Raw genomic sequence first — 22,510 nt, 5'->3', positions numbered from 1 at the left:
CCGGCGTTCACCTCCCGGCGGGGTTCGCGTGCTCCTCGGCCGCGCTATGCTCGGCGGCCTCTGACCCCGAGGAGGCGGCCATGCCCGAGTCCATTGTGGACGGCGTCCGGTACGGACGGGACGGCGCGGTCGCCACCGTCACCTTCGACAAGCCCGAGCGCAGCAACGCGATGGACGTCCCGATGCAGGCCCGCTACGGCGCGGCGCTGCGGGAGGCGGACGCGGACCCCGAGGTCCGCGCGGTCGTCGTCACCGGAGCCGGCAAGTCGTTCTGCCCGGGCGCCGACCTGGGCCTGCTGGACGGCATCGTCGCGGCGCCCCCGGCGGGCGGCGGCGGCCACGAGAACTTCCGCGACGTCCTCGCGGCGGCCACGGTGGGCGTCCCGGTAGTGGCGGCGATCAACGGCGGCTGCGCCGGCCTGGGCTTCGTGATCGCGTGCGCCGCGGACGTCCGCTTCGCGGCCGCGGGCGCCAAGTTCACGACGGCGTTCGCCCGCCGGGGCCTGATCGCCGAGTACGGCATCGCGAAGATCCTGCCCGAGCTGATCGGCCAGGGCCGGGCCCGCGACCTGCTGCTGTCGGGCCGCACGTTCACCGCCGAGCAAGCGCTGGAGTACGGCCTGGTCCAGGAGGTCGTCCCGGCGGGCGAGCTGACGTTGCGGGTCCAGGCGTACGCGACGGAACTGGCGACGTACAGCGCCCCGCGGTCGATGGCGGTGATGAAGCAGCAGTTCACCCGGGAAGCGGCGCTGTCACTACCGGAGTCGGCCCGCGAGGCGACGGCGTTGATGGTGGAGTCGTTCAGCCACCCGGAGCTGGCCGAAGGGCTGGCGAGCTGGAACGAGCGGCGCGCCCCGGAGTTCCCCGCCCACCCGGCCTCGTGAGTGGTAATTCGGGTTAGAACCCGAATTACCACTCACGACAGCGCCAGGGTCAGCCGCGGGTCCAGCTCTGGGCCGCGCTCTGGTTGCAGTCGTAGATCTGCAGCTGCGTTCCGTCCACCGTGGTGCTGTTCGGGTCGTCCAGGCAGCGGCCCGACTGCGGGTTCACCAAGGCTCCCGCCGTGCCGGCCTGCCACTTCTGCGCGCCCGAGCCGTTGCACTGCCACAACTGGACCTTCGTGCCGTTCGCCGTTCCACTGTTGCTGACGTCCAGGCAGCCGCCCTGGGCCTGCAGGGAGCCGTCCGCTCCGGAGAACCACTTCTGCGCGCCGCTCGAGTTGCACGTGTACAGCTGGGCGTGCGTCCCGTTCGCCGTGCCGCTCGTGGCGACGTCCAGGCACTTGCCCGCGACGCCCGAGGACACCGGGCCGATGTGCGGGAGCGTGCCGCCGTACGACGGCGGCGGGTTCGACGCCGCCCACGACGTGTTCGCCGACGTCCCGAGGGTGAAGGCCAGCGTGCCGCCCGCGGTGATCGCCGACGTCGGGGCGTACGCGTTGTTCCACGCCCCGCCGTTCCACGTCGCGCTCTGGACGTACGGCGCGTTGTCCGCCGCCGCCGGGGCGTTGATCGTCAGCGTGTTGCCGCTCGGCAGGCTGACCACCGACTGGGTGAACAGCGGGCTGCCCAGCGCGAGGTCGGGCGTCCCCGGCGTCATCGGGTAGAAGCCCAGCGCGGAGAAGACGTACCACGCGCTCATCGCGCCCAGGTCGTCGTTGCCGGCCAAGCCACCCGGCGCGTCCGTCCAGATCTGGTCCTGGACCTGGCGCACGACCTTCTGCGTCTTGTACGGCTGCCCGACGTAGTCGTACTCCCACGGCAGTTCGAGGCTCGGCTCGTTGCCCAGGTCGGCCTGGCTGCCGCCGCTGCCGTGGAATCCGGCCAGCACGCTGTCGAGGTAGCTGATCAGCGACGCGTTGCCGCCGCGCGCCGCGGCCAGCCCGGCGACGTTGAACGGCACCATGCCGGTGTACTGCCACGACGTGCCCTCGACGAAGTTCGACCCGCTCGCCGGGTTGAAGCCGGCGGTCCAGCCGCCGCCCGCGTCCTTGGGCTGCATGAACCCGGTGGCCGGGTTGAAGGTGTTCTTCCAGTTCTGCGCGCGGCCGGCGTAGACGGCCTGGTTCGCGGTGTCCCCCAGCGCCCCGGCGAACGCCGAGAGCGCGAAGTCCGCCGTGTTGTACTCCAGCTGCGTCGAGACCGGGCCGTAGAAGTTGCAGCACTGGTAGGTGCCGTTGGCCGGCAGGTACCCCGGCGCGTTGAGCGCGTTCAGCCCGGGCCGGACGTTGTTCGCCGCGCTCGCTTCGTGCAGCATCGCCTGCAGCGCCGCCGACGTGTCGAAGTTCTTCGCGCCGAAGGCGTAGTAGCTCGCGAGGATCGCCGTGCCGGGATCACCGACCATCACGTACGTCTCGCCGTTGTTCTGCGCCCACTTGGGCAGCCCGCCGCCTTGCGCGTAGTCGGCGATCATCGACTGCGCGATGTCACTGGTCTGCGTTGGCGCCACCAAGGCCGTCAGTTGTGCTTGGGTCCGGTAGATGTCCCAGCCGGAGAAGTTGGCGTACTGCGCCGAATGTCCGCTCGCGACGGTGTGGACCTGGTTGTCGAAGCCGATGTACTGCCCGTTGCTGTCGGAGAAGACGTTGGGGTGCAGCAACGAGTGGTACAGCGCGGTGTAGAACACGCGCTGCTGCGCCGTGGTCCCGCCGGCGACCTGGATCCGGCCGAGCATCGAGTTCCACGCGTTGTGCGCGGCCGTGTGGGTCGCGGTGAAGTCGAACGCGGGGATGTCCCCGGTCCGGTTCGCGACGGCGTTGGCCACCGAGACGTACGAGACGCCGACCTTGGCCTGCACGGTCCGGTTGGTCGTCGTGTCGAACCGGACGTACGCGCTGCCCGGGCCCGCGGCCGGAGCGGCGGGAGCGGCGGCGGCCGCGGCCTTCGGCTCCGCGCCGTGCAGCTTGTCCGTCGACGCCTTGGGCGTCACGGCGGGCGCGGCGGCCGTACCGCTGGAGCTGAACGGGCGGTCGAAGACCAGGTCGAAGTAGAGCGTGTAGGTGAACCCGGCGCCGCAGAAGTGACCGGACGTGACCGATCCGGACACCTCGGTCGGGCTGACCACGGTCCACGTCTGGTTCGACGTCCCGTTCTGGCTGCCGTTGAGCTTGAAGAGCAGGTTCGCCTGCGACGTCGAGGGGAACGTGAACCGGCCGAACCCGGACCGCAGCGCGGCGGTCAGCTCGGTCTTGACACCGTTGTCGAGACCCACGGAGTAGTACCCCGCGTCGGCGGTTTCGTTCGCGTGGGAAAAGGAGTCCGTCGCGCCGGTGTTGACCGCGCCGACCGTCGGCAGAATGGGGACGTCACCGTCGGCACCACAGCCCGGACCGGACAAATGCGTCAAACTGAAACCGGTGATCGAGGAATCCTTGTATTCGTACCCGCCGCCGTCCGGGCGGCTGGGCGTGTCGGGACTCCACTGCACCATGCCGAACGGCACGTCGGCGCCGGGAAAGTCGTCGGCGGCGTTGGACGTGCCGATGAAGGGGTTCACGACGGACGCGGGATCGGCGACCAGTGTCGCCGCGGAAGCGGAAATGGGAATCAGGCCGGCCACGGCCAGCACGGAAGCGGCCGATAGCCGCATGAGGGAACGCAAGACCATGTCACTTGTCCTTCGCCGTTGAGCACAAGCACCAATCCGTCTTCCGGGGTCCGGGTGGCGGAGCCCCCGGCTCGGGGCGGAGCCCCGGAATTGCACAGCCGCGGTTTCGAGAACGGTCCTCGCGCGCTGACACCGTTGTCAACGGTCCGTGGTGATCCTGTCGCGTTCCGGACACGGCCGGGTGAAGCCGATGACTTTTCCGGCCGCGGGCCGTCAGTACTGAAGTCCGCGAAACGCCTCAAGGAGACACCTCCAGGAGACAGCATGGCGAAACTGCTCTACGGCTTCAGCATGTCGCTCGACGGCTTCCTCGCCGACCCCGGCGGCGACATGTCCTGGCTGACCCCGTACCTGCGCCCCGATCCGGCGGTCGACGCCCTGATCCCGCGGATCGGCTCGCTGCTGGTCGGGCGCCGGACGTTCGGCGGCGACGACCCCCACCGCGGCGACGCGGAGCGCGAGGGCAAGGCCTTCGGCGGCGGCTGGGAGGGTCCGCAGTTCGTACTCACCCACCGGCCGGCCGCGCCGGTCCCGGACGTCACCTTCGTCGGCGACCTGCGCGAGGCCGTCGACGCGGCGAAGGCGGCCGCGGGTGACAAGTACGTCAACGTCCTCGGCGCCGACGTCGCGCGCCAGTGCCTCGAAGCCGGGCTCCTGGACGAGATCCTCGCGATGCCCGTGCCGGTCCTGCTCGGCGACGGCGTCCGGATCTTCGACCACCCCGGCGGCACGACCGTCCCGCTCGAGGTGGTGGCGCCGAACTGGTACAGGGTGATCCGCTAGGGCCGCATCCCGAACGACGGGCGGCCCACCAGCTTCGGCAGCACGGCGTAGGCGTCCGGCACCCAGTCGCACAGCCGGGCGCGGGTCTCGCGCGGGTCGATGACGTCCTCCACCGAGAATCGTTCGGCCGTGCGGAACGGCGAACGGACGGCGTCGAGGCGGGCGCGGATCTCCTCGATCCGCGCCTCCCGGTCGTCGGCCGCGTCGAGTTCGGCGCGGTAGGCGGCCTCGATGCCGCCCTCGACGGGCAGCGAACCCCAGTCGCCCGAGGGCCACGCCCAGCGCCGGACCAGCCGGTGCCGGTTGGTCTGGCCCGCGCCGCCGACGCCGAACACGCGCCGCACGATCACCTCGGCCATCGGCACCCGCGCCTGGTAGACGGCGGTCACCGCGCGGGCGCCGTGGCGGATCGCGCCCGCGCGTTCGGCCGCCGCGCCGATCACCATGCCGGCCTGGTCCGTCAGCGACACCAGCGGCAGGTGGAACGTCTCGCAGAGGTCGACCAGGCGCGTCATGACGTCGGCGCCCTCGGGCGTCAGGGTCGCGCCGCGGTACGGGTCGGTGGCGAGCACGCCGACCGGATGTCCGTTGAGCCGCGCCAATCCCGCGTACGCCGAGCCGCCCGAGACGGCGTAGTCGAACACCGAGCCTTCGTCGAAGACGCCGTCCAGCAACGGCCGCAGCCGGTAAGGCTGACGCCGGTTGCGCGGGACGAGCGAGAGCAGCGCCTCGTCGCGGCGGTCGGTCGGGTCCTCAGTGGACCCGACCGGCGGCAGCGAGTCCACAGAGGACGGCAGGTACGACAGGAACTGCTTCAGCACGGCGAAAGCCTCGGCTTCGGAGCCGACGATCCGGTCCACCGCGCCGCTGCGCCGGTGGACGTCGGCGCCGCCCAGTTCCTCTTTGGACAGATCCTCCCCCGTCGCGTGCTTCACGACCGGCGGCCCGGCGACGAACAGCTGCGCGACGTCCTCGACGAGCACGCACAGGTGCGACATCACGGCCCGCGCGGCACCCAGCCCGGCCACCGGGCCGAGGCACGCCGCGACGACCGGCACCGTGGACAGGTTGTCCACCACCAGATCCCAGGCCGGGTTCACCGGGACGTAGGTGAACCCGTGCTGCTCCAGCATCTTGACGCTGCCGCCACCACCGGTGCCCTCGATCAGGCGCACCATCGGCATGCCCAGCTCGTTCGCGAGCCGCTCGGCGTAGACCTGCTTCTCCATGATCGCCGCGTCGGCCGCGCCGCCGCGCACGGTGAAGTCGTCCCCGCCGATCGCGACTCGACGTCCATCGAGCCGAGCGGTGCCGATGACGAAGTTGGCCGGGGTGAACGACTCCAGCGAGCCGTCCACGTAGGACGCCGTCCCGGCCAGCGCGCCGATCTCGTCGAAGGTGCCGGGGTCGGCGAGCGCCGCGATGCGTTCGCGGACCGTCGAGCGCCCGGCCGCGTGCTGGCGGGCCACCTTCTCCGGCCCGCCCATCCGCTCGGCCAGCTCGCGCCGGCGGGCGATCTCACCGACCTCCGGCTCCCAGCTCATGCGTCGCCGAGCGCCTGCTCGACCTTGCGCTGCAGCTTGTTCATCCCGCCGAGCCACCGGTCGGTCTCGGTGGCGCGCGCCGCGTAGTACCCCGCGACCTCCGGGTGCGGCAGAACGAGAAAGCGCTTCTCCTCGATCGCCTTGAACAGCGCGTCCGCCACCTGCTCGGGCTCGATCGCCGACGCGCCCATGAGCAGCTGCCCGGCGGTGCCGGTGCTCTCCAGCATCGCCGTGCGCACCCCCTGCGGGCAGATCGCCTGCACGGTGAGGCCGCGGTGGCGGTAGGTCGCCGACAGGTACTCGGCGAAGGCCAGCGCGCCGTGCTTGGTCACCGAGTACGGCGCCGAGCCGAGGCTGGTGAGCAGCCCGGCGGCGGAGACCGTCGCGATGAAGTGGCCCTTGCCGCGCTCGAGCCACGCGGGCAGCAGCAGGTTGGCCGCGCGGACGTGCGCCATCACGTTGACGTCCCAGGTGCGCGCCCAGACCTCCTCGGGGCTTTCCGCGCCGCCGAAGGGCGCGATCCCGGCGTTGGCGCAGAAGACGTCGATCTCGCCCAGGGTCTCCCGCGCGCTTTCGACCAGCTTCGCGACGCCGTCGACGCTCGCGACGTCACCGACGAACGCCGTCGCGCCGATCTCGGCCGCGACCTCGCGGACCTTGTCGCCGTCGAGGTCCGCGACGACGACCTGGGCACCTTCCGCGACGAACCGGCGGGCCAGCGTCGCGCCGATACCGCCGCCACCACCGGTGACGACGACGCCGGTCACAGGCCACCGCCCAGGGTCACGCCGCCGTCGAGGACGACGGTCTGGCCGGTGATCCAGCTCGCGTCGTCGGACAGCAGGAACGCCACCGCGCCCGCGATGTCGGACGGCAGGCCGAGGCGCTTCATCGGGTACGCCGAGGCGACCTCCTCCTCGCGGCCTTCGTACAGGGCGGTCGCGAACTTCGTCTTGACGACGGCCGGCGCGACGGCGTTGACCCGGATCTTCGGGCCCAGCTCGGCGCCGAGCTCGACGGTCAGGCGGATCAGCGCGGCCTTGCTGACGCCGTACATCCCGATGCCGGGCGAGGCGCCGAGGCCGGCGACGGAGGCGACGTTGACGACCGCGCCGCCGTGCTCGCCCATCCACGCGTCGCGGGCGCGCTTGGTCCAGCCGAGCGGCGCGAGCACGTTGACGCCGAGGATCTTGGCCGCCGCGCCCGGGTCGATGTCGAGCGTCGAGCCGTAGACCGGGTTGATGCCGGTGTTGTTGACCAGGTAGTCGAGCCGGCCGAAGGTCTCGATCGTCTTCGCGACGGTCTCGTCCTGGTGGTCGGTGTCGTCGGACTTGCCGGGCACGAACATGGCGACGTCCGGGCCGCCGAGGGAGCTGACCGCCTCTTCCAGGGCTTCGGGCTTGCGCGCGGTGATGCAGACCTTGGCGCCGCGCTCGACGAGCGTCTTGGCGATGCCGAGGCCGATGCCCCGGCTGGCCCCGGTGACGATCGCGACGCGATCCTTGAACGAGTTCACGGCAGGGTGTCTCCTTCGACGTTGCCCGGAACATACTAAGCGGTCGGTTGTTGGTGCCATTATGCGCGATCCGCCCGCGGCCTCAAGACCGCGCGCGTCACACGCCGCGCTCAGCTCAGCTCGTAGTGCACCAGCTGCGCGCCACCGGTCGCGTAGTTGGCGACGTCCGCGGAGACCGCCTTGCCCTCGTCGGACCCCAGTGCGGCGGCCATCGCCTCGGCCGACTCGAAGTCGCCGTGGAAGACCGCGAAGTACGGGCTGGCCCCGCCCAGACCCTCGACGTCGAAGGCGTGCTGCATCCGGACCAGGCCGGGAAGCTTCGCCGCCAGCGGCAGGTGGACGCGGGTGTAGTGGTCGCGGAAGTGCGCGGGATCGACGGGCGGCGGGTAGAGGACGGTGAGCCGGTGCACGGGCAGTCCTTTCGGCGACGGGAGAGCGGTCCACCGAGCGGGACCCGCGACCGGACAGTAGCGGAGGACCGGCCCCCGAGCCCGCCGGTTCCCCAGCGGCTCACGCGGGTGCGACGTCGGCGCCGAACCGATCGGCGAGCGTCATGACGACGGCGAGCCGAGGTCGAGCCGCATGAGCCAGCGGACCCGGCGGTCGGCCCGCGCTTGAGTGGGCCGAACCCGGTCGAAGCCGGCTCCGGCGAACAACGTGGTCGTGCCGACGTGGGCGGCGCTCGAACCGATCCGCGCCCCCTCCGTGTCGACCGGGTACCCCTCGATGGCCGGGGCACCGCACGAACGCGCATAGGCGATAGCTCCGTCCAGCAGAGCCCGGGACACGCCGCGGCGCCGATACGGCGCCCGCACCACGAAACACACCACGCTCCACACCGGCACGTCGTCGAGCGGGGGCATCGTCCGCGACCGCACGAGCCGCTCCATCCGCGACCGCGGCGCCACGCCACACCAGCCGATCGGCACGTCGCCGTCGTAGGCCAGCACGCCGGGCGCGGGCTTCTCGGCACACAACGTGCGGACATGCTCGGCCCGCTGTTCACCCCGCAGCGCGCTGTACTCGGCCGAGGTACTCCGATACGCGAGGCACCAGCAGGCACGCTCGTTCCCGCTCGGGTTGAGGATCGCCGCCACGTCCTCGAACCGGGACGCGGGACGAACGTCGAAAGAGGCAGGCATGGGATCACCGTAGATCCGATTCCCGACCGAGCTGTGCCGGGCAACGGGGCCGGCGCCGCGGTCTTCCCGTGGCACGACGATGGCGCCGGCTCGCTGCTGAACCGACGCCATCGCCGAATCCCCGCCAAGCACGGAAGGGACACAGAACCGCGATTACCCAGCCTCGCGTCCTTTGAACACAGATCAACTCAGTACGAGCGCCGGAACGCTCAGCGGATCGTCGACCAGAAACCCGTCAGTGCCGCGGCGCCGCGGGCCGGGGCCTCGGTCATCCACCAGTGGCCCAGTCCGTCGAGGACCGCGACCTGGGCTCCCGCTCGGGCGGCCGCCCGGCGGCGTTGCTCTTCCGTGCCGACGACGTGGTCCGCCGTGGCCAGGATGGCCAGGCCCGGGCGAGCCGCCGCGCGCTCCAGTTCCAGGCCGAGGCCGGGTGGGCCCGCCTGGGCGGCCGATCGGTACAGGGCCAGCACCGCGCGGCCCATCGCCTCGCCCTGGCCCGCCGCCACCCGGGCCGCGACCGCGCGGCCCATCCCCCGCTGCACCAACGTCTCCGTGCGTTCCTCGACGGTGCCGCCGAACCGGGCCGCGACGTCGGCCTCGCCGACGCCGGGTGTCTGCCAGCGGCGGGCCAGTTCGTGCCACTCGTAGCCGGGGTCGTAGATGCCGAGCACGTCGCTGCCCCAGCTGCGCACCAGGTCCGGGCGGCTCAGCACCACGTTCACCACGTGCCCGCCGCCGACGTCGTGGCCGACCAGGTCCACCGGCTCACCCAGCGCCGTCAGCTGTTCGACCAGCCAGTCCCGGTACTCCGCGTGCGTGGCGCCGAACCCGGCCGGCAGCGGCGCCCCGAAGCCGGGCGGCGACAGGCACACCAGGTCCGAGCGGACGGCCGCCAGCTCGGCCAGCAACGGCTCCCACACCGCCGCCGTCTCCGGGTTGCCGTGGACGAACACCGCGGGCATCAGACGGCGACCGGGCTGGTCGGCTGCAGGACCGACTCCACCAGCGCCTCGCTGCGCAGGTGCGCGACCGCCTGGTAGTCCGGGTCGCGGACCATGGCCGCGAACGCCCGCCGGTCCGGGTAGCGGACCAGCACCACCATGTCCCAGGCCTGCCCGTCCTCGGCGACCAGGGCGCGCCCGCCGTCGCCCAGGTACTCGACGCTCAAGCCGTAGCGGGCGTTGATCGTGTGGCCGAGCGCCTCGGCGTAGCGCTGGTAGCTCTCGCGGCCGCCGGCCGGGCGGAACCGCAGCAGGTTGAGCATCACGACCGGGCCGCCAGGGTCGTCGGCGAGCAGGGCGTCGAGTTCGCGGTCGTCGATGTCGATCATCAGGAGCCTCCCGGGTTCAGGCTTCCACTCAAACATACTTGTTGACCGACACGCAAGTTAGTTTGATAGGCTGCGGTCATGCCGACGACCACGCGCCGCACCCAGCAGGAACGCCGTGACCAGGCGGAAGCCGCGCTACTGGCGGCTGCCGCCGAACTGGTCGTCGAGCAGGGGGTGCGCTCGCTGACCCTGGCCCGGGTCGGGGAACGCGCCGGTTACAGCCGCGGCATCGTCACCCACCACTTCGGCGCCAAGCAGACCCTGGTCGAACGGCTCGCCCGCGCCACCCAAGCCGGCTTCGTGCCCGGCCTCGACGGCGTGGCGCCCGGACTCGACCGCCTGCTGCGGCTGATCGACGGCTACCTCGGCGCGCTCAGCTCGATCGGCGTGTTCAACCAGGCTTTCCTGCTGCTGTGGGCGGAAGCTCCGACACAACCGGAGCTGGCCCCGATCTTCCGCGAGCGGGACGACGCCTTCCGCGCCGACCTGCGCGACGACGTCGAAGCGGGCATCGCGGACGGCACTATCGACCCCGGAGCCGATTCCGGCGACGTCGCCGTGGCCGTCGTCGGGCAGCTCCGCGGGATCGCGCTGCAACGGCTGCTCGATCCGCGGAGCGTCGACACCGAACAGCTGCGCCGCGGCGTCACCGGATTCTGGCGCCGGGCCCTCAGCCGACCGGCTGCAGCGGGATGACCGGATCCAGGCCCAGCAACGCCCACTTCCTCCGCACGTAGGCCGAAGCCAGGATCAGCAGGGCCTTGCCTTCCGCGGCACACCGTTCCACGAGAGCCAGCAGCGGCACCACGGCTTCCAGGGTCAGGAAGGTCACCGCCGAAAGGTCGACCACGACCGGGGTGCCGGGCGGCACGGCCAGCGCCGGCGCGAAGGCCCGTTCCACCTCTTCGGTACCGGCCAGCTCGGGTGCGGCGCGAAGGGTGAGCACCGCCGCGGCCTCGAACGGCGTGGGGTCGCCGGCTGTCCCCATCTGCCCACCTCCCTTCCGGGCTCGGGTGCGAGCGTCCACGATCTTCGGGCATTCGGCGCGGGACCCCACCCCGGATTGCCGGGTCACGACGACCGGGTGGACGTCTCCGTCGCCCGGGGCGCGTCGAGCAGGCCGGCCAGCAGCCGCAGCCGGTCGTCGTCCGGGCCGCCCGGCTCCGCGGTGTAGACGATCAGCACCGGCCCCGGCGCCCCCGGCATCGCGTACGCGTCCCAGTCCAGGTTCAGCTCCCCGACCAGCGGGTGGTCGACGCGCATCCGGCCGCGGGTCGCGGCCTCGACGTCGTGCCGGGCCCACAGCGTCGCGAACTCCGCACTGCGCACCGCCAGCGCGCCCACCAGCTCGACCGCCCGCGGGTGACCCGGCTCGGCGGCGACCTGGGCCCGCAGCATCCCGGTCAGCTCGGCGACGGTGGCCGCGCGCTCCGGGCACGCCTGATCGGCCTCCGGGTGCAGCAGCAGCGCCAGCAGGTTCCGTTCGGTCCGGGGCACCTCGGTGAACGCGCCCAGCAGCGCACCGGCCAGCGGGTTCCAGGCCAGCACGTCCAGGAACCGGCCGACGACCAGGGCGGGCGACGTCGTCGCGCGCAGCAGCCGCAGCGTGGTCGGCGGCACCTCCTCCGGCGGGTAGCGACGGGCCGGCCGGGCCGGGGTGCGGGCGGCCGCGGCGAGGCTGTGCAGGTGCCGGGTCTCCTCGGCCGAGAAGTCCAGCGCCCGGGCGATGGCGTCGAGGACCTGGCCGGAGGGCCGCACGTCACGGCCCTGCTCCATGCGCTGGTAGTAGTCCGAGCTCACCCCGGCCAGCAGGGCCAGCTCCTCGCGGCGCAGGCCGGCGACGCGCCGCCGCGGACCCGGCTCCAGGCCGACGTCCTGCGGCCGCACCCGGGTCCGCCGGGTCCGCAGGAACTCGGCCAGCGCGCGGCGGGGGTCATCGGTCACCGGCCCAGTATGCCCGCGGCGTGACCGGCGAAGGTGGGTCCGGCGGACCCAGGACAAGGCGAACGACCGTGCCGCCGTGAATACGCCCCAGGATCGGTGTCGCACCAGCCGACCACGGGAGGAAACCACGCCATGAAGGCCGCACAGATCACGAGCTTCGGAACCCCGGACGTCCTGCGGGTCACCGAAACCGACCGCCCCTCCCCCGGCGCGGGCGAGGTCCTGGTGGCGGTCGAGGCGTCCAGCGTCAACGGGCACGACGCGATCGTCCGCGCCGGTGGGCTGCGGATGGTGTCCGGCCGCAAGTTCCCGATCGGCGTCGGCCTGGACTTCGCCGGGGTCGTCGTCACGACCGGGCCCGGCGTCGAGGGCCACCGCGCCGGCGACCGGGTCTGGGGCATGGTCCACCCCCGGCAACGCCACACCGTCGCCGCCGCGGCCGAGTACGTCGTGGTCCCCGCCGAGCGCATCGCGCCAGCCCCCGCGGGTGTCCCGGCGGTCGAGGCGGCGTCCCTGGTCGTGGCGGGCAGCACCGCGCTGATCGCGCTGCGCGACAGCGTCCAGCTCAAAGACGGCGAGCGGGTCCTGGTCCGCGGCGCGGCCGGCGGCGTCGGCACCGCCGCGGTGCAGCTGGCCCGCGCGCTGGGCGGCCGGGTCACCGCGCTGGCCCGCGACCGCCACGCCGCGCTCCTGCGTGACCTGGGCGCCGACGAGGTTCTCGACTACGGCACCACGACGCCGGATCGGATCGGGCCGTTCGACGTCGTCGTCGACACCGTCGGCTCCGAGCTGAACCGCTACCGCGGCCGGCTGGCCAAGGGCGGCCGGATGGTCACGATCGCCTTGTCGCCCCCCGCGCTGGCGGCGATCGCCGCGTCGAGCATCCACGGCGCCCGGCGCATCCGCGCGTTCAGCGCCAACCCCGGCTCCGCCGTGCTGGCCGAGCTGGCCGGCTACGTCACGTCCGGCGCCCTGCGCCCGGTCGTGCAGGGGGTGTACCCGCTGGCGGACGTCGCCGCCGCGCACGAGGCCTTCGAACGCGGCGGCGTCATGGGAAAGCACGTGCTCGCCGTCAGCCGCTGAAGCTCAGTCGCGTTCGGACGGTGGCCGCGGGAAGAAGAACGCCACCCGCTTCTGGTAGTCGCTGTAGCCCGGGCGGTCCTGCATGCGTTTCTCGGTGCGCTTGGCGCCGGTGGCGAACATCAGCAGGTAGCTCATCAACGCCGGCGCGGGCAACGTCCACAGGCCGGGCGACGACGCGGCCGCCGTCAGCCACGCGCCGTCCCACACCAGCGAGTCGCCGAAGTAGTTCGGATGCCGCGACCAGCCCCACAAACCGGTGTCGAGCACCTCGGGCCGCTCGTCCTTGTCCCGCTGGGAGTACACCGTTTTCTGGTGGTCGGCCAGCGCCTCCACCACGGCGCCGCCGACCATGACGGCCAGCCCGGCCGGGGCCAGCCACCGACGCTTGCCGCGCGGGAGGGCACTGGCGGCGGCCAGCTGCACCGGAGCCGACACCAGCAGCTGGCTCAGCCCCTGGGTGAGGAACACCTTGCCGACGACCGCCGGTGTCGAAGCGCCCTCCAGGAACTCGGTGTAGCGCGGATCCTCCTCGTCGCTGCCGCGCAGGCGGCTCAGCATCTGACGTTCGAGCCGGGCCGCCCACGCGACGGTGAGCGCCGCCAGCGCCCAGCGCCGCCGGGCGTCACCGCGCCCGGCCAGCGCGCTGGTGACCGCCACGGCCGCCAGACCGGGACCCCAGACGGCGTCGGCGTAGTCGCGCCGGCCCTTGCGCAACGCGAGGACCGCGGTCGCGGCCTGCGCCGCCGTCACGACGGCGGCCGACAGCCCGGCCACCCGCCGCAGGTTCGCGGTGTCCGGCGTGCGCGGTCTCATCGCCGGGCCAGGCCGTTGAGCACGTCGGTCAGCTGCTTCTCGGTGTCGTTGCCCAGCTTTTCGAAGACCACCTTGCCCAGCGGGGCCGCGACCTTGGCCAGGCCGTTGAACTGCAGCTCGTTGGTGTAGGTGATCTCGGAACCGGCGCCGCTGGGCGTGACGTCGATGGTCTCGGTCGAGGTGGCGGTGTCGTTGCGCCCGACCAGCACGACGCGGTCGCCGGCGAGCTGCTCGAGCGTGTAGGTCAGCTCGGTGCTGATGCCGGCGATCTTGGAGGTGTTGTGCCACGACGAGCCGACCTTGACCGGGCCGCTGTCGTTGCGGGTGCAGCGCTCGGTGCCGGGGTCCCACTCTTCGGCGTGGCCGAAGTCGGCCAGGTAGGGGACGACGACACCGGGAGCCGCCTCGACGGTGAACGTGCGGGAGACAGTGGTCATGGATCCACCCTTTCGATCAGCTTCGACAACGGTCTTGAGTGCCGCGCCGGGACGGATCCACCGGCTACCCCGGTACCGGCAACGACCAAACAACCCGCCCGGGTGACACGCCTCATGTGGTCACTCCCCCGCCCGCCGCACAGCGGGCGTCACGAAGTCCACGGAGGTCACCGGCTGCCACGGCCCGCCCAGGTACCGCCACACCGCGAGCCCGGTCGCCGAACCCGTCCGGGGCCCGAAGTCCGGGCGGAGCGCCTCGATGGTCGCCCTCGCCGTTTCGCGGCTGACCTTGTTCTGGACGGTGACGTGCGGCTTCAGCGGCTGCGCGTCCTGCGCGGTCAACCACGATCGCCACCGGGTCCGCAGTTTCCCGTGCAGGGACGTCAATGCGGCGGCGGACAAGGCGATGGCGACGCCACCGCCGAGGGAGTAGACCCCGTCCACCGAGAAGGAGAACCGCGGGCACCTCGCCGCGATCTCGGCGCAGTCGGCGATGACGGCGTCCGCGTGCTCGCCCGGCAGCGCGTGGAAGAGCGTGACGTGCGCGCCCACCTTCAACCGCTCGGCCGGGAACCACGTCCGGCGCAATTCGTCCCACGCCTGCTGGGATTCCCGGTCGACGGCGAGCGTGACCACCAGCGGCGGCTCGGCTGCCGGCACGCCGTTCAGTTCAGCACGACGATCGCGGTGTTGAGCGCCGTCGCGAACAACGTCCAAGCCAGGTAAGGGACCTGCAGCGCGGCGGCCACGCGCGAGCGGCGCCAGAACACCGCGACCGCACCGGCCACCGCGACGTCGAGGAGCACGATCTCGACCAGCGCGAGCGTGTAGGCGCCGGCGGCGAAGAACAACGGCGTCCACGCCGCGTTGAGCACCAACCCGACCGCGTACCAGGTGAAGCCCGCGCGGGTTCCGCCGGCGCGCCAGTACAGCCAGCCGGACACGGCGATCAGGACGTACAGCACCGTCCACACCGGACCGAACAGCCAGGACGGCGGCGCCCACGGCGGCTGCTCGAGCCCGGCGTACACCGCACGCGAGGACGACGCGGCCAGGCCACCGACCACGGCGACGACGGCCACCGCGGCGAGGAACCCGGCCAAGGCGACCGGCGCCGGGGCGGAACGGTGCACGGTGGTCATACCGGTTCTCCGACGTTCGACGGAGCGGCGGCCGCTCCGAGCAGGTGCGCCAGCGCGTCGCCGAGCCGGGTGTGCCGGAAGACGTGCCCGGCCGCGAGCAGCCGTTCCGGTTGCACGCGCTGATCGGCGAAGGCCAGCTCACGGGCGCCGTCCCGGCCGAGCAGCAGCCGCGGTCCGAAGTGCGGCACCTTCAGCAGCGCCGGGCGCTTGAGGGTACGAGCGAGGACCCGGGTGTACTCGACGTTGCGCACCGGCTCGGGGCTCACGGCGTTCACCGGCCCGTCGAGGCCGCGGTCGGTCAGCGCGCGCAGGTAGACGTCGGTCAGGTCGTCGAGGCCGATCCACGGCGTCCACTGGCGGCCCGCGCCGAGCGGCCCGCCCAGCCCGGCGGCGAACAGCGGGTACTGCAGCCGCAGCAGGCCGCCACGCGGGCTCAGCGCCAGGCCCGTGCGGACCTGCACCACCCGGATCCCGGCCGCCGCGGCGGGTTCGGTGGCCGCCTCCCACTCGGTGACGATGTCGGCCAGGGCACCCTCGCCCGGTTTGCTGTCTTCGGTGAGGACGTCGTCGCCGCGGTCGGGGCCGTAGTAGCCGACGGCCGAGGCCGACACGAACACCCCGGGGCCGTCCGGGGTGCGCGCTGCCAGCGCGGCCAGCGCCCGGGTCGGGCCGATCCGGCTGTCCCGCACGGCTTTCAGGTGCCGGTCGTCGAACCGCCCGGCGACGGAGGTGCCGGCCAGGTGGACGACCGCGTCGACGCCGGCCAGCAGGCCGGTGGCCGGCGCGGCCGGGTCCCACGTGCGCTCGTCGCGGGTGCGCGCGGGCCGTCGCACCAGCCGGATCACCCGGTGGCCGCCGGTGGTCAGCAACGCCGTCAGCGCGGTCCCGACCAGTCCGCTCGCGCCGGTGACGGCCACGGTCAGCGGTTCGCGCCAGTACCGGTGCTGGGCGGCGAGGTCGGCGGCGAGCTGACGGTGGCGGTAGGCGAACATCGACCGGAGCAGCGCGTCGGGCAACGGCGTTTCGACGAGGTCGGTGACGACCGTCCGATCAGGACTGTCGGCGGCGAAGCGGTGGGTGTGGCGCCAGGACAGCAGGTTCGACAGCACCGGCGTGTCCAGCCGGTCGACGAACTGGTGCGGCGGCCGGTAGCCGTCCGGGTCGTGGGCCGCGACCCAGCGCAGACCGGCGGGCAGGTTCAGCCGCGCCCGGCCGTCGCGCAGGGAAGCGGCTTCGGCACCGACCTTGACGGGCTGCCACGGCGGCGTCAGCCGCACGATCGCCCCGGGCAGGCCGTGCCATGCGAACACCTCGTCGAGCGGGGCGGCCACCACGGTGGAGTACTCGAAGGTCACGCGATCACCTCCACGACGCGACTACGATCCGGATACCTGCGGAGCGTAAGTCGCGTACCGGGCCGTCGCACTCCGAACGCGATGCAGATGCGATGCAAACCGGGGTTTCAGACTTCGGACAAGCGTGGTCGCCGCGCCACCACCGGCGGCCGTGACCACGGGGTGCGGCCCCAGGGCTTGGCGACCGACAGCCACGTCATGGCCAGGAAGGCGACGATGTTGAGCGCCGCGCCGTAGGCGAGCGGGCCCGCCACCGGGCTCTCGACGCCCGCGGCGGCCGCGGCGATGCTCTGCTCGACCCACACCCCGAGGCCGAACGTGCTGTAGCCGATCACGGCGACGGTCAGCACCAGCTTCACCAGGACCCACCAGAACCGGGTCAGTCCCCACTTCGTCAACGCCCCCAGCACGATCCCGCCGACCAGGGTGGTGAAGGCCGCCGGGATGACCACGAAGTCGTCGATGCGCTCGATCAGCCGGTAGGCGACCTCGCGGACGCCGGGCTCACCGGTGTACCCGGCGGTCATCGCGAGCACGACGTTGGCCGCGCCCGCCCCCAGCCAGCCGACGGACACCGCGACGTGCACGAACACCATCACCTGCCGCAGCCGCTTCCCGGCCGTCCAACGCCCCATTTCCCCATCGTGACCGACGGCGGCCACGCCCGCAGCGCGATCCGGCGAGGACGCGCCGTACGCGCTCCAACTTCGATGCACGGGCCCGCTCTTCGTTGCGCCGGCGAGGCGGCGGTGTGACGATCGCCGAGCGGGCAACCGCCGGAGGAGGGTCGCCGATGAGTTCACTCACCACGCCGACCAAGGGGTCGAGCGCGATCGAGCGGGCGGTGGGCGACGCCGCGGACAACGCCGATCAGCGCTACCGCCTGGCCAAGGGCCTGCGGCACCAGATGAACAAGGTGTTCCCGACCCACTGGTCGTTCCTGCTGGGCGAGATCGCGCTCTACAGCTTCATCATCCTGCTGCTCACCGGGGTGTACCTGACGTTGTTCTTCGACCCCTCGATGCAGGAGGTCGTCTACCACGGCAGTTTCACGAACATGCAGGGCCTGGAGATGTCGCAGGCGTTCCGCACGACGTTGGACCTCTCGTTCGACGTCCGTGGTGGGTTGTTCATGCGGCAGCTGCACCACTGGGCGGCGTTGATCTTCGTGGCGTCGATGGCGGTGCACATGCTGCGGGTGTTCTTCACCGGCGCGTTCCGCAAGCCGCGTGAGGCCAACTGGGTGATCGGTGGTCTGCTGCTGGTCCTGGGCTGTTTCGAGGGGTTCTTCGGGTATTCGCTGCCGGACGACTTGCTCTCCGGTACGGGTATCCGGGCGACGTTGTCGGGGATCGTGTTGTCGGTGCCGGTGATCGGTACCTGGATCCACTGGGCGTTGTTCGGTGGGGAGTTCCCCGGCGACCAGATCATCCCGCGCCTGTACACGCTGCACATCCTGCTGCTGCCGGGCATCATGCTCGCCCTGGTCGGGGCGCACCTGGCGCTGGTGTGGTACCAGAAGCACACCCAGTTCCCGGGGGTACGGCGCAAGGAAACCAACGTCGTCGGCGTCCGGATCATGCCGTACTTCGCCCTCAAGGGCGGCGCGTTCTTCGTCATCGTGCTGGGTGTGCTGACGTTGATGTCCGGCCTGCTCCAGATCAATCCCGTGTGGAACTTCGGGCCCTACAACCCTTCCCAGGTCTCCGCCGGCTCCCAGCCGGACTGGTACATGGGCTGGGCCGACGGTCTCCTGCGCGTCTGGCCGGCCTGGGAGCTCTACCTCGGTGACCACACCGTGCCGCCGGTCTTCTTCGCCGGCGCCATCGGCATCGGCGTGCTGGTGACGGTCCTGCTGAGCTATCCGTTCATCGAACGGAAGCTCACCGGCGACCACGCGCACCACAACCTGCTGCAGCGCCCGCGTGACGTCCCGGTCCGCACGTCCATCGGCGCGATGGCCATCACGTTCTTCCTCGTGCTCACGCTGTCGAGCTTCAACGACATCCTCGCCTTCGAGTTCGACGTCTCACTCAACGCCCTGACGTGGGCCGGGCGGATCGGCCTGCTCGTGGGACCGCCGTTGGCCTACTTCGCGGCCTACCGGTTGTGCGTCGGCCTGCAGCGGGCCGACCGCGAGGTGCTGGAGCACGGCGTCGAGACGGGCATCATCAAGCGGCTGCCGCACGGTGAGTTCATCGAAGTCCACCAGCCGCTCGGCGGCGTCGACCGCCACGGTCACGCGGTCCCGCTCGAGTACCAGGGCGCGCCGGTGCCGAAGAAGATGAACAAGCTGGGCACCGCCGGCCACGCCGTACCGGGTTCCCTGCTGCGCCCGGACCCCGACGACGAAACCCGCGCTCTGCAACGAGGACGCCGGTGATCGCGCCGGCCGATCAGCTGCTGTAGACACCCAAAGCCGCCGCGAACGACGGCGGGAGCGGCTCGCCCACCGTCGGCAGCCCGTGCCACCCCGGGCCCGCCGGGCGCACCGGCACCCCTTCGGCACTCAGGACGCGCAGGAACCGCACGTCGGCCGACTGCGCGGTCATCGACCAGACCACGACGTCGCGTGGGGTGAACCGGGCGGACATCGCCCGCAGGACGTCGACCGAAACCGGCCCGCTCAGGAACGCGGCCGCGGCGCCGTCGTCGCTCAACGCCGCGCTGAGCATCTTGACCGGCAGTTCGTGCCGCTCGGTCGGGCCGCAGACGAACAGCACGGGCGCCGAGCCCGGCAGCGCGGCCGCCGGGGCCGCGTACCGGTCGATCGCCGCCGAGGCCGTGGTGGCCAGCGCCCATTCGGCGACCATCGCCTGGCGGTCGTCGTGCTCGGCCCAGCGTTCACCGATCACGCGCAGCACCGGCGCGACGACCTCGGTCCACGTCTTGGCCACGCCCAGGCTGGTGAAGGCGTCGTCGACCAGCCCGCCGATCGTGGGCAGGTCGAAGGACTCCGCGGCTTCGGCGAGCCGCTCCCGGCGGCGCCGGACGGTCGTCTCGGCGGCCGAGCGCGACAGCACGAGCCGGGCCGCGTCGCGTGCGCTGGTCCCCTGCGCCTGCAGCGCCCGCATCCGGCGCAGCCGCTCGACGTCCTCCGGGGTGTACCGCCGGCGGTTGTTGTCCTCGCGCTGGGCGGCGCCGATCCCGTAGCGCTTCTCCCACGTCCGCAGGGTCACCTGGGACACCCCGAGCGTCCGTGCCACCTCGCTCGAGCCGAGCGAACGTGCTTCGGACGTATCGGTCACGTCGTCTCCCCGTGTTCGTCACAGCATACGTTGCATCGCGGCTGCATCGCCGGACGAAGAGGCTCAGGTGCCGGGCTCCGGCGCGGTCATGGCCCAGCGCACCGCCTTGACCAAGGCGCCGGCCGCGAGCCGGATGACCGTGGCCTCCGCCACCGGCAGGTACGGCAGGCGCAGCCGGGCCCGGGTCCACACCGGCAGCATCCCGACCGCGGAAGCCGCGAGCACGGCGTACGGAACCCTGGCGGGCCAGGGAATCGGCGGGGTGACGAGCAGGAACCGAGCCGCTTGGCGCGCGTCCGCGCTGCCCCGCAGCTCCGGCCGGTACGCGGCCAGCGCCCGGTCGAGCTCGTCGCGCGTCCGGGGTGGATCGAGGACGCCGAGCTTCTCGGCGACCAGCGCGGTCTCCGCGACGTAGCGGTCACATCCGGCCTCGTCGAGCGGATGTGCGCCGTAACGCTGGTGGGCGCGCAGGAAGCTGTCCGTTTCCGCGACGTGCACCCACTTCAGCAGGTGCGGGTCGTCAGCCCGGTAGGGCTGCCCGTCCTCGGTGGTGCCACGCACCCGCCCGTGCACGCCCCGCACGACAGCGACGGCTCGCTCGGCGTCGTCGGTGGTGCCGAACGTCGTCACGGCGAGGAACGTGCTGGTGCGCTGCAACCGGCCCCACGGGTCACCCCGGTACCCCGAATGGGCGGCGACCGCAGCCATCGCCGACGGGTGCAGCGACTGCAGCAGCAGCGCGCGCAACCCGCCGACGAACATCGCCGTGTCGCCGTGCACCTGGCGGATCGCGCTGTCCGGAGCGAACCAGCGCGGTCCGGGCGCGTGGTGGATCCGGTCCCGGTTGCGTGGCCCGTCCGGGCCGGCCACCCGCGCGAAGAGCGCGTCGCGAGCCCGTTCACGTACCTGCGCCACGCTGGTCAGCGACATCGTCATGGGCCCTGGTCTCCGTCCTGCCGAACCGTCCGGCCGAGTCACCGCTTCGATGCAACTGCGATGCAGATTCGACCCGCTGTCGGCTCTCTCGCATCGCCCGAGCGACCTGTCCTCACTCAGCCTACCTGCCGAAACTCGACAGTCAGGCCGTTCCGGCGGGCACTCCGCAGTGGATCACCGCCGCCCGGACGCGGGCGACCGCCGGATCTTCCACCTAGATTTGCATCGTCCTTGGATCGACGGCCGGAAGGTGACTCATGGCCGAGAGCAAGCTTCGAGCCGCCTCGCGCGGGCCACGCCCGGCGAGCAGCCGGTGCGCCGCCGCCCGGGTTCGATGAGCCGTCGCGAGCACGTCGGTCATGGCGTCGGTGACCGCGTGCGGGGTCAGGCCGTGCGGGTCGAGCACGCGACCGGCCGGGATGCGTTCCAGGTCGTGGGCGACGGCGAACTGGTCGCTGGAAAACGGCAACGCGAGCGCCGGTACACCCGCCGCGAGGCACTCGGTGAAGGTGTTGTTGCCGCCGTGGTGCACCACGGCGGCCACCCGGGGCAGCAGCGCCCGCTGGGGCACCTGGTCTTCGACCTCGACCCGGTCGTGCCCGGCGAACGCCGCCCGCAGCGGCGCGACGCGGTCTCCGGCCGCCACCAGGACCGCGACGTCGGGGATCCGCAGCAAGCCGGTCACGACGGTGCGGAGCACGTCGTCGCGAGCCGACAGGAAGGTGCCGAAGGAAACCAGGACGAGCCGGCGCCGCCCACCGTCGGTCGACCGGTCGACCCGCCGCACCCAGTCGTCGGTCAGGCGGGCCGTCCCGACGTCACTGCAGTGCCCGGCGAACCGCAGCTCCGGTCCCCGCGGGAGGTCGGGCAGCCACGGCAGCTCGGGGTAGTTGAACAGCACCGCCTCCGGGGACGTCAGGCCGAACGCACTGGGCGGCGCCGGCCGGGACGGGGCGTGCTCGGCCAGGAACGCCGTGAACAGCCCGGTGAACAGCCGGTCGTTGGCCTCGGCTTCGGCGCGGAGGCGAGCCAGCTCCCCGGCGCCGGGACGGATCGCGTCCGGCCAGTACGGCGGCAGCCCGAAGAAGCGCCCGGGACCGTCCAGGACGTAACCGGGGTGACCGGGGCAGTAGGCCGCCCAGCGGCGGTCGAGGCCGTAGATCGCCAGGGTGACGGCGTAGGCCAGCTGGTCCACGAGGTACCAGTCCGGCCGGACCCGGTCGTCGAACTCCCGCACCGAAGCCAGCACCGCGGCGGGATCGGGCAGCATGTCGGCCCGCCGGTGCCGGGCTTGGGCGAGCAGCGCCGGGATCGCGCCCGCCCGCGTCGCGTCGAGGAACTCGGCCAGCCGGGCCGCTCCGGCGGCTTCCTGCTGGGTGCGCTCGGCGATGCCGGTGTTGGCGTTGTCCCCGAAGGCGAGCACGCCGAAGGGCAGCCCGTGTTCCTCGGCGAGGCCCGCGAACGCCGGCGCGCACGCGAAAGTCACGTCGGCGCCCTCGGCCGCGAGCGCCGCGCCGACCGTCGCGAGTGGACGCGCGTGCGACGCGAACGGCGGGCTCACCACCGCGATCCGCGGTCTCGTGGACGCGTTCATCCGTACCTCCTCCGTCTCCCCCGACCCTACGGCCTGA

24 protein-coding genes are annotated in these 22,510 nt (G+C 72.4%); 5 read left to right on the top strand and 19 right to left on the bottom strand.

Annotation, left to right across the window (positions count from 1 at the left end):
• The first annotated feature begins 80 nt into the window (after nucleotides 1–80).
• Entirely contained in the window at nucleotides 81–884 is an 804-nt protein-coding gene (locus tag OG439_RS04120; protein WP_326947979.1) for an enoyl-CoA hydratase-related protein, read from the top strand.
• A gap of 49 nt (nucleotides 885–933) precedes the next feature.
• Here OG439_RS04120 and OG439_RS04115 read toward each other — a convergent pair whose 3' ends face one another.
• Complete coding sequence (locus tag OG439_RS04115; RefSeq protein WP_326947978.1) at nucleotides 934–3,606, bottom strand: lectin; 2,673 nt, start codon at nucleotides 3,604–3,606, stop codon at nucleotides 934–936.
• A gap of 264 nt (nucleotides 3,607–3,870) precedes the next feature.
• On the opposite strand from OG439_RS04115, the gene OG439_RS04110 reads away from it, so the two are divergent.
• A complete protein-coding gene (locus tag OG439_RS04110) occupies nucleotides 3,871–4,389 on the top strand; it encodes a dihydrofolate reductase family protein (protein ID WP_326947977.1) in 519 nt (172 codons plus the stop codon).
• Here OG439_RS04110 and OG439_RS04105 read toward each other — a convergent pair.
• The 7 genes from OG439_RS04105 to OG439_RS04075 all read right to left on the bottom strand — a co-directional run bounded on the left by OG439_RS04105 (nucleotide 4,386) and on the right by OG439_RS04075 (nucleotide 9,921).
• Nucleotides 4,386–5,933, bottom strand: coding sequence for an acyl-CoA carboxylase subunit beta (locus tag OG439_RS04105; RefSeq protein ID WP_326947976.1), 1,548 nt, complete (start codon nucleotides 5,931–5,933; stop codon nucleotides 4,386–4,388). The genes OG439_RS04110 and OG439_RS04105 overlap by 4 nt on opposite strands.
• The gene (locus OG439_RS04100; RefSeq protein ID WP_326947975.1) at nucleotides 5,930–6,700 is read right to left on the bottom strand and encodes an SDR family oxidoreductase; all 771 of its coding nucleotides are present in this window, start codon (nucleotides 6,698–6,700) and stop codon (nucleotides 5,930–5,932) included. The genes OG439_RS04105 and OG439_RS04100 overlap by 4 nt, the downstream gene beginning before the upstream one ends.
• Nucleotides 6,697–7,449 carry an SDR family oxidoreductase gene (locus tag OG439_RS04095; RefSeq protein WP_326947974.1) on the bottom strand — a complete coding sequence of 251 codons (753 nt, stop codon included), beginning with the start codon at nucleotides 7,447–7,449 and terminating at the stop codon, nucleotides 6,697–6,699. Before OG439_RS04095 ends, OG439_RS04100 begins: the two co-directional genes overlap by 4 nt.
• 110 nt (nucleotides 7,450–7,559) lie before the next feature.
• Nucleotides 7,560–7,859, bottom strand: a complete 300-nt coding sequence (locus tag OG439_RS04090) for an EthD family reductase (RefSeq protein ID WP_326947973.1) — start codon at nucleotides 7,857–7,859, stop codon at nucleotides 7,560–7,562.
• A 141-nt stretch (nucleotides 7,860–8,000) separates the two neighbouring features.
• Nucleotides 8,001–8,702 carry a GNAT family N-acetyltransferase gene (locus OG439_RS04085; protein ID WP_326947972.1) on the bottom strand — a complete coding sequence of 234 codons (702 nt, stop codon included), beginning with the start codon at nucleotides 8,700–8,702 and terminating at the stop codon, nucleotides 8,001–8,003.
• A 98-nt stretch (nucleotides 8,703–8,800) separates the two neighbouring features.
• Nucleotides 8,801–9,553, bottom strand: coding sequence for an alpha/beta fold hydrolase (locus OG439_RS04080; RefSeq protein ID WP_326947971.1), 753 nt, complete (start codon nucleotides 9,551–9,553; stop codon nucleotides 8,801–8,803).
• Nucleotides 9,553–9,921 carry a DUF1330 domain-containing protein gene (locus tag OG439_RS04075; RefSeq protein WP_326947970.1) on the bottom strand — a complete coding sequence of 123 codons (369 nt, stop codon included), beginning with the start codon at nucleotides 9,919–9,921 and terminating at the stop codon, nucleotides 9,553–9,555. The genes OG439_RS04080 and OG439_RS04075 overlap by 1 nt, the downstream gene beginning before the upstream one ends.
• Nucleotides 9,922–9,999: 78 nt before the next feature.
• On the opposite strand from OG439_RS04075, the gene OG439_RS04070 reads away from it, so the two are divergent.
• The gene (locus OG439_RS04070) at nucleotides 10,000–10,617 is read left to right on the top strand and encodes a TetR/AcrR family transcriptional regulator (RefSeq protein ID WP_326947969.1); all 618 of its coding nucleotides are present in this window, start codon (nucleotides 10,000–10,002) and stop codon (nucleotides 10,615–10,617) included.
• On the opposite strand, the gene OG439_RS04065 is transcribed toward OG439_RS04070, so the two are convergent.
• Entirely contained in the window at nucleotides 10,592–10,909 is a 318-nt protein-coding gene (locus OG439_RS04065) for an STAS domain-containing protein (protein WP_326947968.1), read from the bottom strand. The two genes, OG439_RS04070 and OG439_RS04065, sit on opposite strands and share 26 nt — an antisense overlap.
• Before the next feature lie 83 nt (nucleotides 10,910–10,992).
• A complete protein-coding gene (locus OG439_RS04060; RefSeq protein ID WP_326947967.1) occupies nucleotides 10,993–11,865 on the bottom strand; it encodes a helix-turn-helix transcriptional regulator in 873 nt (290 codons plus the stop codon).
• Between the two features lie 132 nt (nucleotides 11,866–11,997).
• Between OG439_RS04060 and OG439_RS04055 the strand changes: the two genes are divergently transcribed.
• Nucleotides 11,998–12,948 carry an NADP-dependent oxidoreductase gene (locus OG439_RS04055; protein ID WP_326947966.1) on the top strand — a complete coding sequence of 317 codons (951 nt, stop codon included), beginning with the start codon at nucleotides 11,998–12,000 and terminating at the stop codon, nucleotides 12,946–12,948.
• 3 nt (nucleotides 12,949–12,951) lie between these two features.
• Here the strand turns inward: OG439_RS04055 and OG439_RS04050 are convergent, their stop codons facing one another.
• The 6 genes from OG439_RS04050 to OG439_RS04025 all read right to left on the bottom strand — a co-directional run bounded on the left by OG439_RS04050 (nucleotide 12,952) and on the right by OG439_RS04025 (nucleotide 17,330).
• Nucleotides 12,952–13,761 carry a DUF1295 domain-containing protein gene (locus OG439_RS04050; RefSeq protein ID WP_326947965.1) on the bottom strand — a complete coding sequence of 270 codons (810 nt, stop codon included), beginning with the start codon at nucleotides 13,759–13,761 and terminating at the stop codon, nucleotides 12,952–12,954.
• Entirely contained in the window at nucleotides 13,758–14,198 is a 441-nt protein-coding gene (locus OG439_RS04045) for an SRPBCC family protein (protein WP_326947964.1), read from the bottom strand. Before OG439_RS04045 ends, OG439_RS04050 begins: the two co-directional genes overlap by 4 nt.
• Before the next feature lie 120 nt (nucleotides 14,199–14,318).
• Nucleotides 14,319–14,858 carry a 2'-5' RNA ligase family protein gene (locus tag OG439_RS04040; RefSeq protein WP_326947963.1) on the bottom strand — a complete coding sequence of 180 codons (540 nt, stop codon included), beginning with the start codon at nucleotides 14,856–14,858 and terminating at the stop codon, nucleotides 14,319–14,321.
• Between the two features lie 5 nt (nucleotides 14,859–14,863).
• On the bottom strand, nucleotides 14,864–15,340 hold the full coding sequence (locus OG439_RS04035; RefSeq protein ID WP_247049289.1) for a TspO/MBR family protein: 477 nt from the start codon (nucleotides 15,338–15,340) through the stop codon (nucleotides 14,864–14,866).
• A complete protein-coding gene (locus OG439_RS04030) occupies nucleotides 15,337–16,695 on the bottom strand; it encodes a TIGR01777 family oxidoreductase (protein ID WP_326947962.1) in 1,359 nt (452 codons plus the stop codon). Before OG439_RS04030 ends, OG439_RS04035 begins: the two co-directional genes overlap by 4 nt.
• Before the next feature lie 107 nt (nucleotides 16,696–16,802).
• The gene (locus tag OG439_RS04025; protein WP_247049285.1) at nucleotides 16,803–17,330 is read right to left on the bottom strand and encodes a hypothetical protein; all 528 of its coding nucleotides are present in this window, start codon (nucleotides 17,328–17,330) and stop codon (nucleotides 16,803–16,805) included.
• A gap of 158 nt (nucleotides 17,331–17,488) precedes the next feature.
• Between OG439_RS04025 and qcrB the strand changes: the two genes are divergently transcribed.
• Nucleotides 17,489–19,078 carry a cytochrome bc1 complex cytochrome b subunit gene (gene qcrB / locus OG439_RS04020; RefSeq protein WP_326947961.1) on the top strand — a complete coding sequence of 530 codons (1,590 nt, stop codon included), beginning with the start codon at nucleotides 17,489–17,491 and terminating at the stop codon, nucleotides 19,076–19,078.
• Nucleotides 19,079–19,091: 13 nt separating this feature from the next.
• Here qcrB and OG439_RS04015 read toward each other — a convergent pair whose 3' ends face one another.
• The 3 genes from OG439_RS04015 to OG439_RS04005 form a co-directional block, all read right to left on the bottom strand.
• Nucleotides 19,092–19,943 carry a MerR family transcriptional regulator gene (locus OG439_RS04015; RefSeq protein ID WP_326947960.1) on the bottom strand — a complete coding sequence of 284 codons (852 nt, stop codon included), beginning with the start codon at nucleotides 19,941–19,943 and terminating at the stop codon, nucleotides 19,092–19,094.
• Between the two features lie 63 nt (nucleotides 19,944–20,006).
• Complete coding sequence (locus tag OG439_RS04010) at nucleotides 20,007–20,879, bottom strand: oxygenase MpaB family protein (RefSeq protein WP_326947959.1); 873 nt, start codon at nucleotides 20,877–20,879, stop codon at nucleotides 20,007–20,009.
• Between the two features lie 214 nt (nucleotides 20,880–21,093).
• Nucleotides 21,094–22,473: a glycosyltransferase gene (locus tag OG439_RS04005; protein ID WP_326947958.1), complete on the bottom strand. Its 1,380-nt coding sequence runs from the start codon at nucleotides 22,471–22,473 to the stop codon at nucleotides 21,094–21,096.
• Between the last annotated feature and the right edge of the window lie 37 nt (nucleotides 22,474–22,510).

Source organism: Amycolatopsis sp. NBC_01307, assembly GCF_035975215.1.
Taxonomy (GTDB): domain Bacteria; phylum Actinomycetota; class Actinomycetes; order Mycobacteriales; family Pseudonocardiaceae; genus Amycolatopsis.
Note: the sequence above shows the minus strand (reverse complement) of the source record. Positions and strands in the feature narration are given on the sequence as shown.

Bases quoted from the DNA above. Each gene is read 5' to 3' on its own strand.
- OG439_RS04045 (WP_326947964.1), bottom strand. From the start codon at position 14,198: ATGACCACTGTCTCCCGCACGTTCACCGTCGAGGCGGCTCCCGGTGTC.
- OG439_RS04035 (WP_247049289.1), bottom strand. From the start codon at position 15,340: ATGACCACCGTGCACCGTTCCGCCCCGGCGCCGGTCGCCTTGGCCGGG.
- OG439_RS04120 (WP_326947979.1), top strand. From the start codon at position 81: ATGCCCGAGTCCATTGTGGACGGCGTCCGGTACGGACGGGACGGCGCG.
- OG439_RS04050 (WP_326947965.1), bottom strand. From the start codon at position 13,761: ATGAGACCGCGCACGCCGGACACCGCGAACCTGCGGCGGGTGGCCGGG.
- OG439_RS04070 (WP_326947969.1), top strand. From the start codon at position 10,000: ATGCCGACGACCACGCGCCGCACCCAGCAGGAACGCCGTGACCAGGCG.
- OG439_RS04065 (WP_326947968.1), bottom strand. From the start codon at position 10,909: ATGGGGACAGCCGGCGACCCCACGCCGTTCGAGGCCGCGGCGGTGCTC.
- OG439_RS04110 (WP_326947977.1), top strand. From the start codon at position 3,871: ATGGCGAAACTGCTCTACGGCTTCAGCATGTCGCTCGACGGCTTCCTC.
- OG439_RS04025 (WP_247049285.1), bottom strand. From the start codon at position 17,330: ATGGGGCGTTGGACGGCCGGGAAGCGGCTGCGGCAGGTGATGGTGTTC.
- OG439_RS04055 (WP_326947966.1), top strand. From the start codon at position 11,998: ATGAAGGCCGCACAGATCACGAGCTTCGGAACCCCGGACGTCCTGCGG.
- OG439_RS04115 (WP_326947978.1), bottom strand. From the start codon at position 3,606: ATGGTCTTGCGTTCCCTCATGCGGCTATCGGCCGCTTCCGTGCTGGCC.
- OG439_RS04005 (WP_326947958.1), bottom strand. From the start codon at position 22,473: ATGAACGCGTCCACGAGACCGCGGATCGCGGTGGTGAGCCCGCCGTTC.
- OG439_RS04085 (WP_326947972.1), bottom strand. From the start codon at position 8,702: ATGGCGTCGGTTCAGCAGCGAGCCGGCGCCATCGTCGTGCCACGGGAA.
- OG439_RS04080 (WP_326947971.1), bottom strand. From the start codon at position 9,553: ATGCCCGCGGTGTTCGTCCACGGCAACCCGGAGACGGCGGCGGTGTGG.
- OG439_RS04075 (WP_326947970.1), bottom strand. From the start codon at position 9,921: ATGATCGACATCGACGACCGCGAACTCGACGCCCTGCTCGCCGACGAC.
- OG439_RS04010 (WP_326947959.1), bottom strand. From the start codon at position 20,879: ATGACGATGTCGCTGACCAGCGTGGCGCAGGTACGTGAACGGGCTCGC.
- OG439_RS04105 (WP_326947976.1), bottom strand. From the start codon at position 5,933: ATGAGCTGGGAGCCGGAGGTCGGTGAGATCGCCCGCCGGCGCGAGCTG.
- qcrB (WP_326947961.1), top strand. From the start codon at position 17,489: ATGAGTTCACTCACCACGCCGACCAAGGGGTCGAGCGCGATCGAGCGG.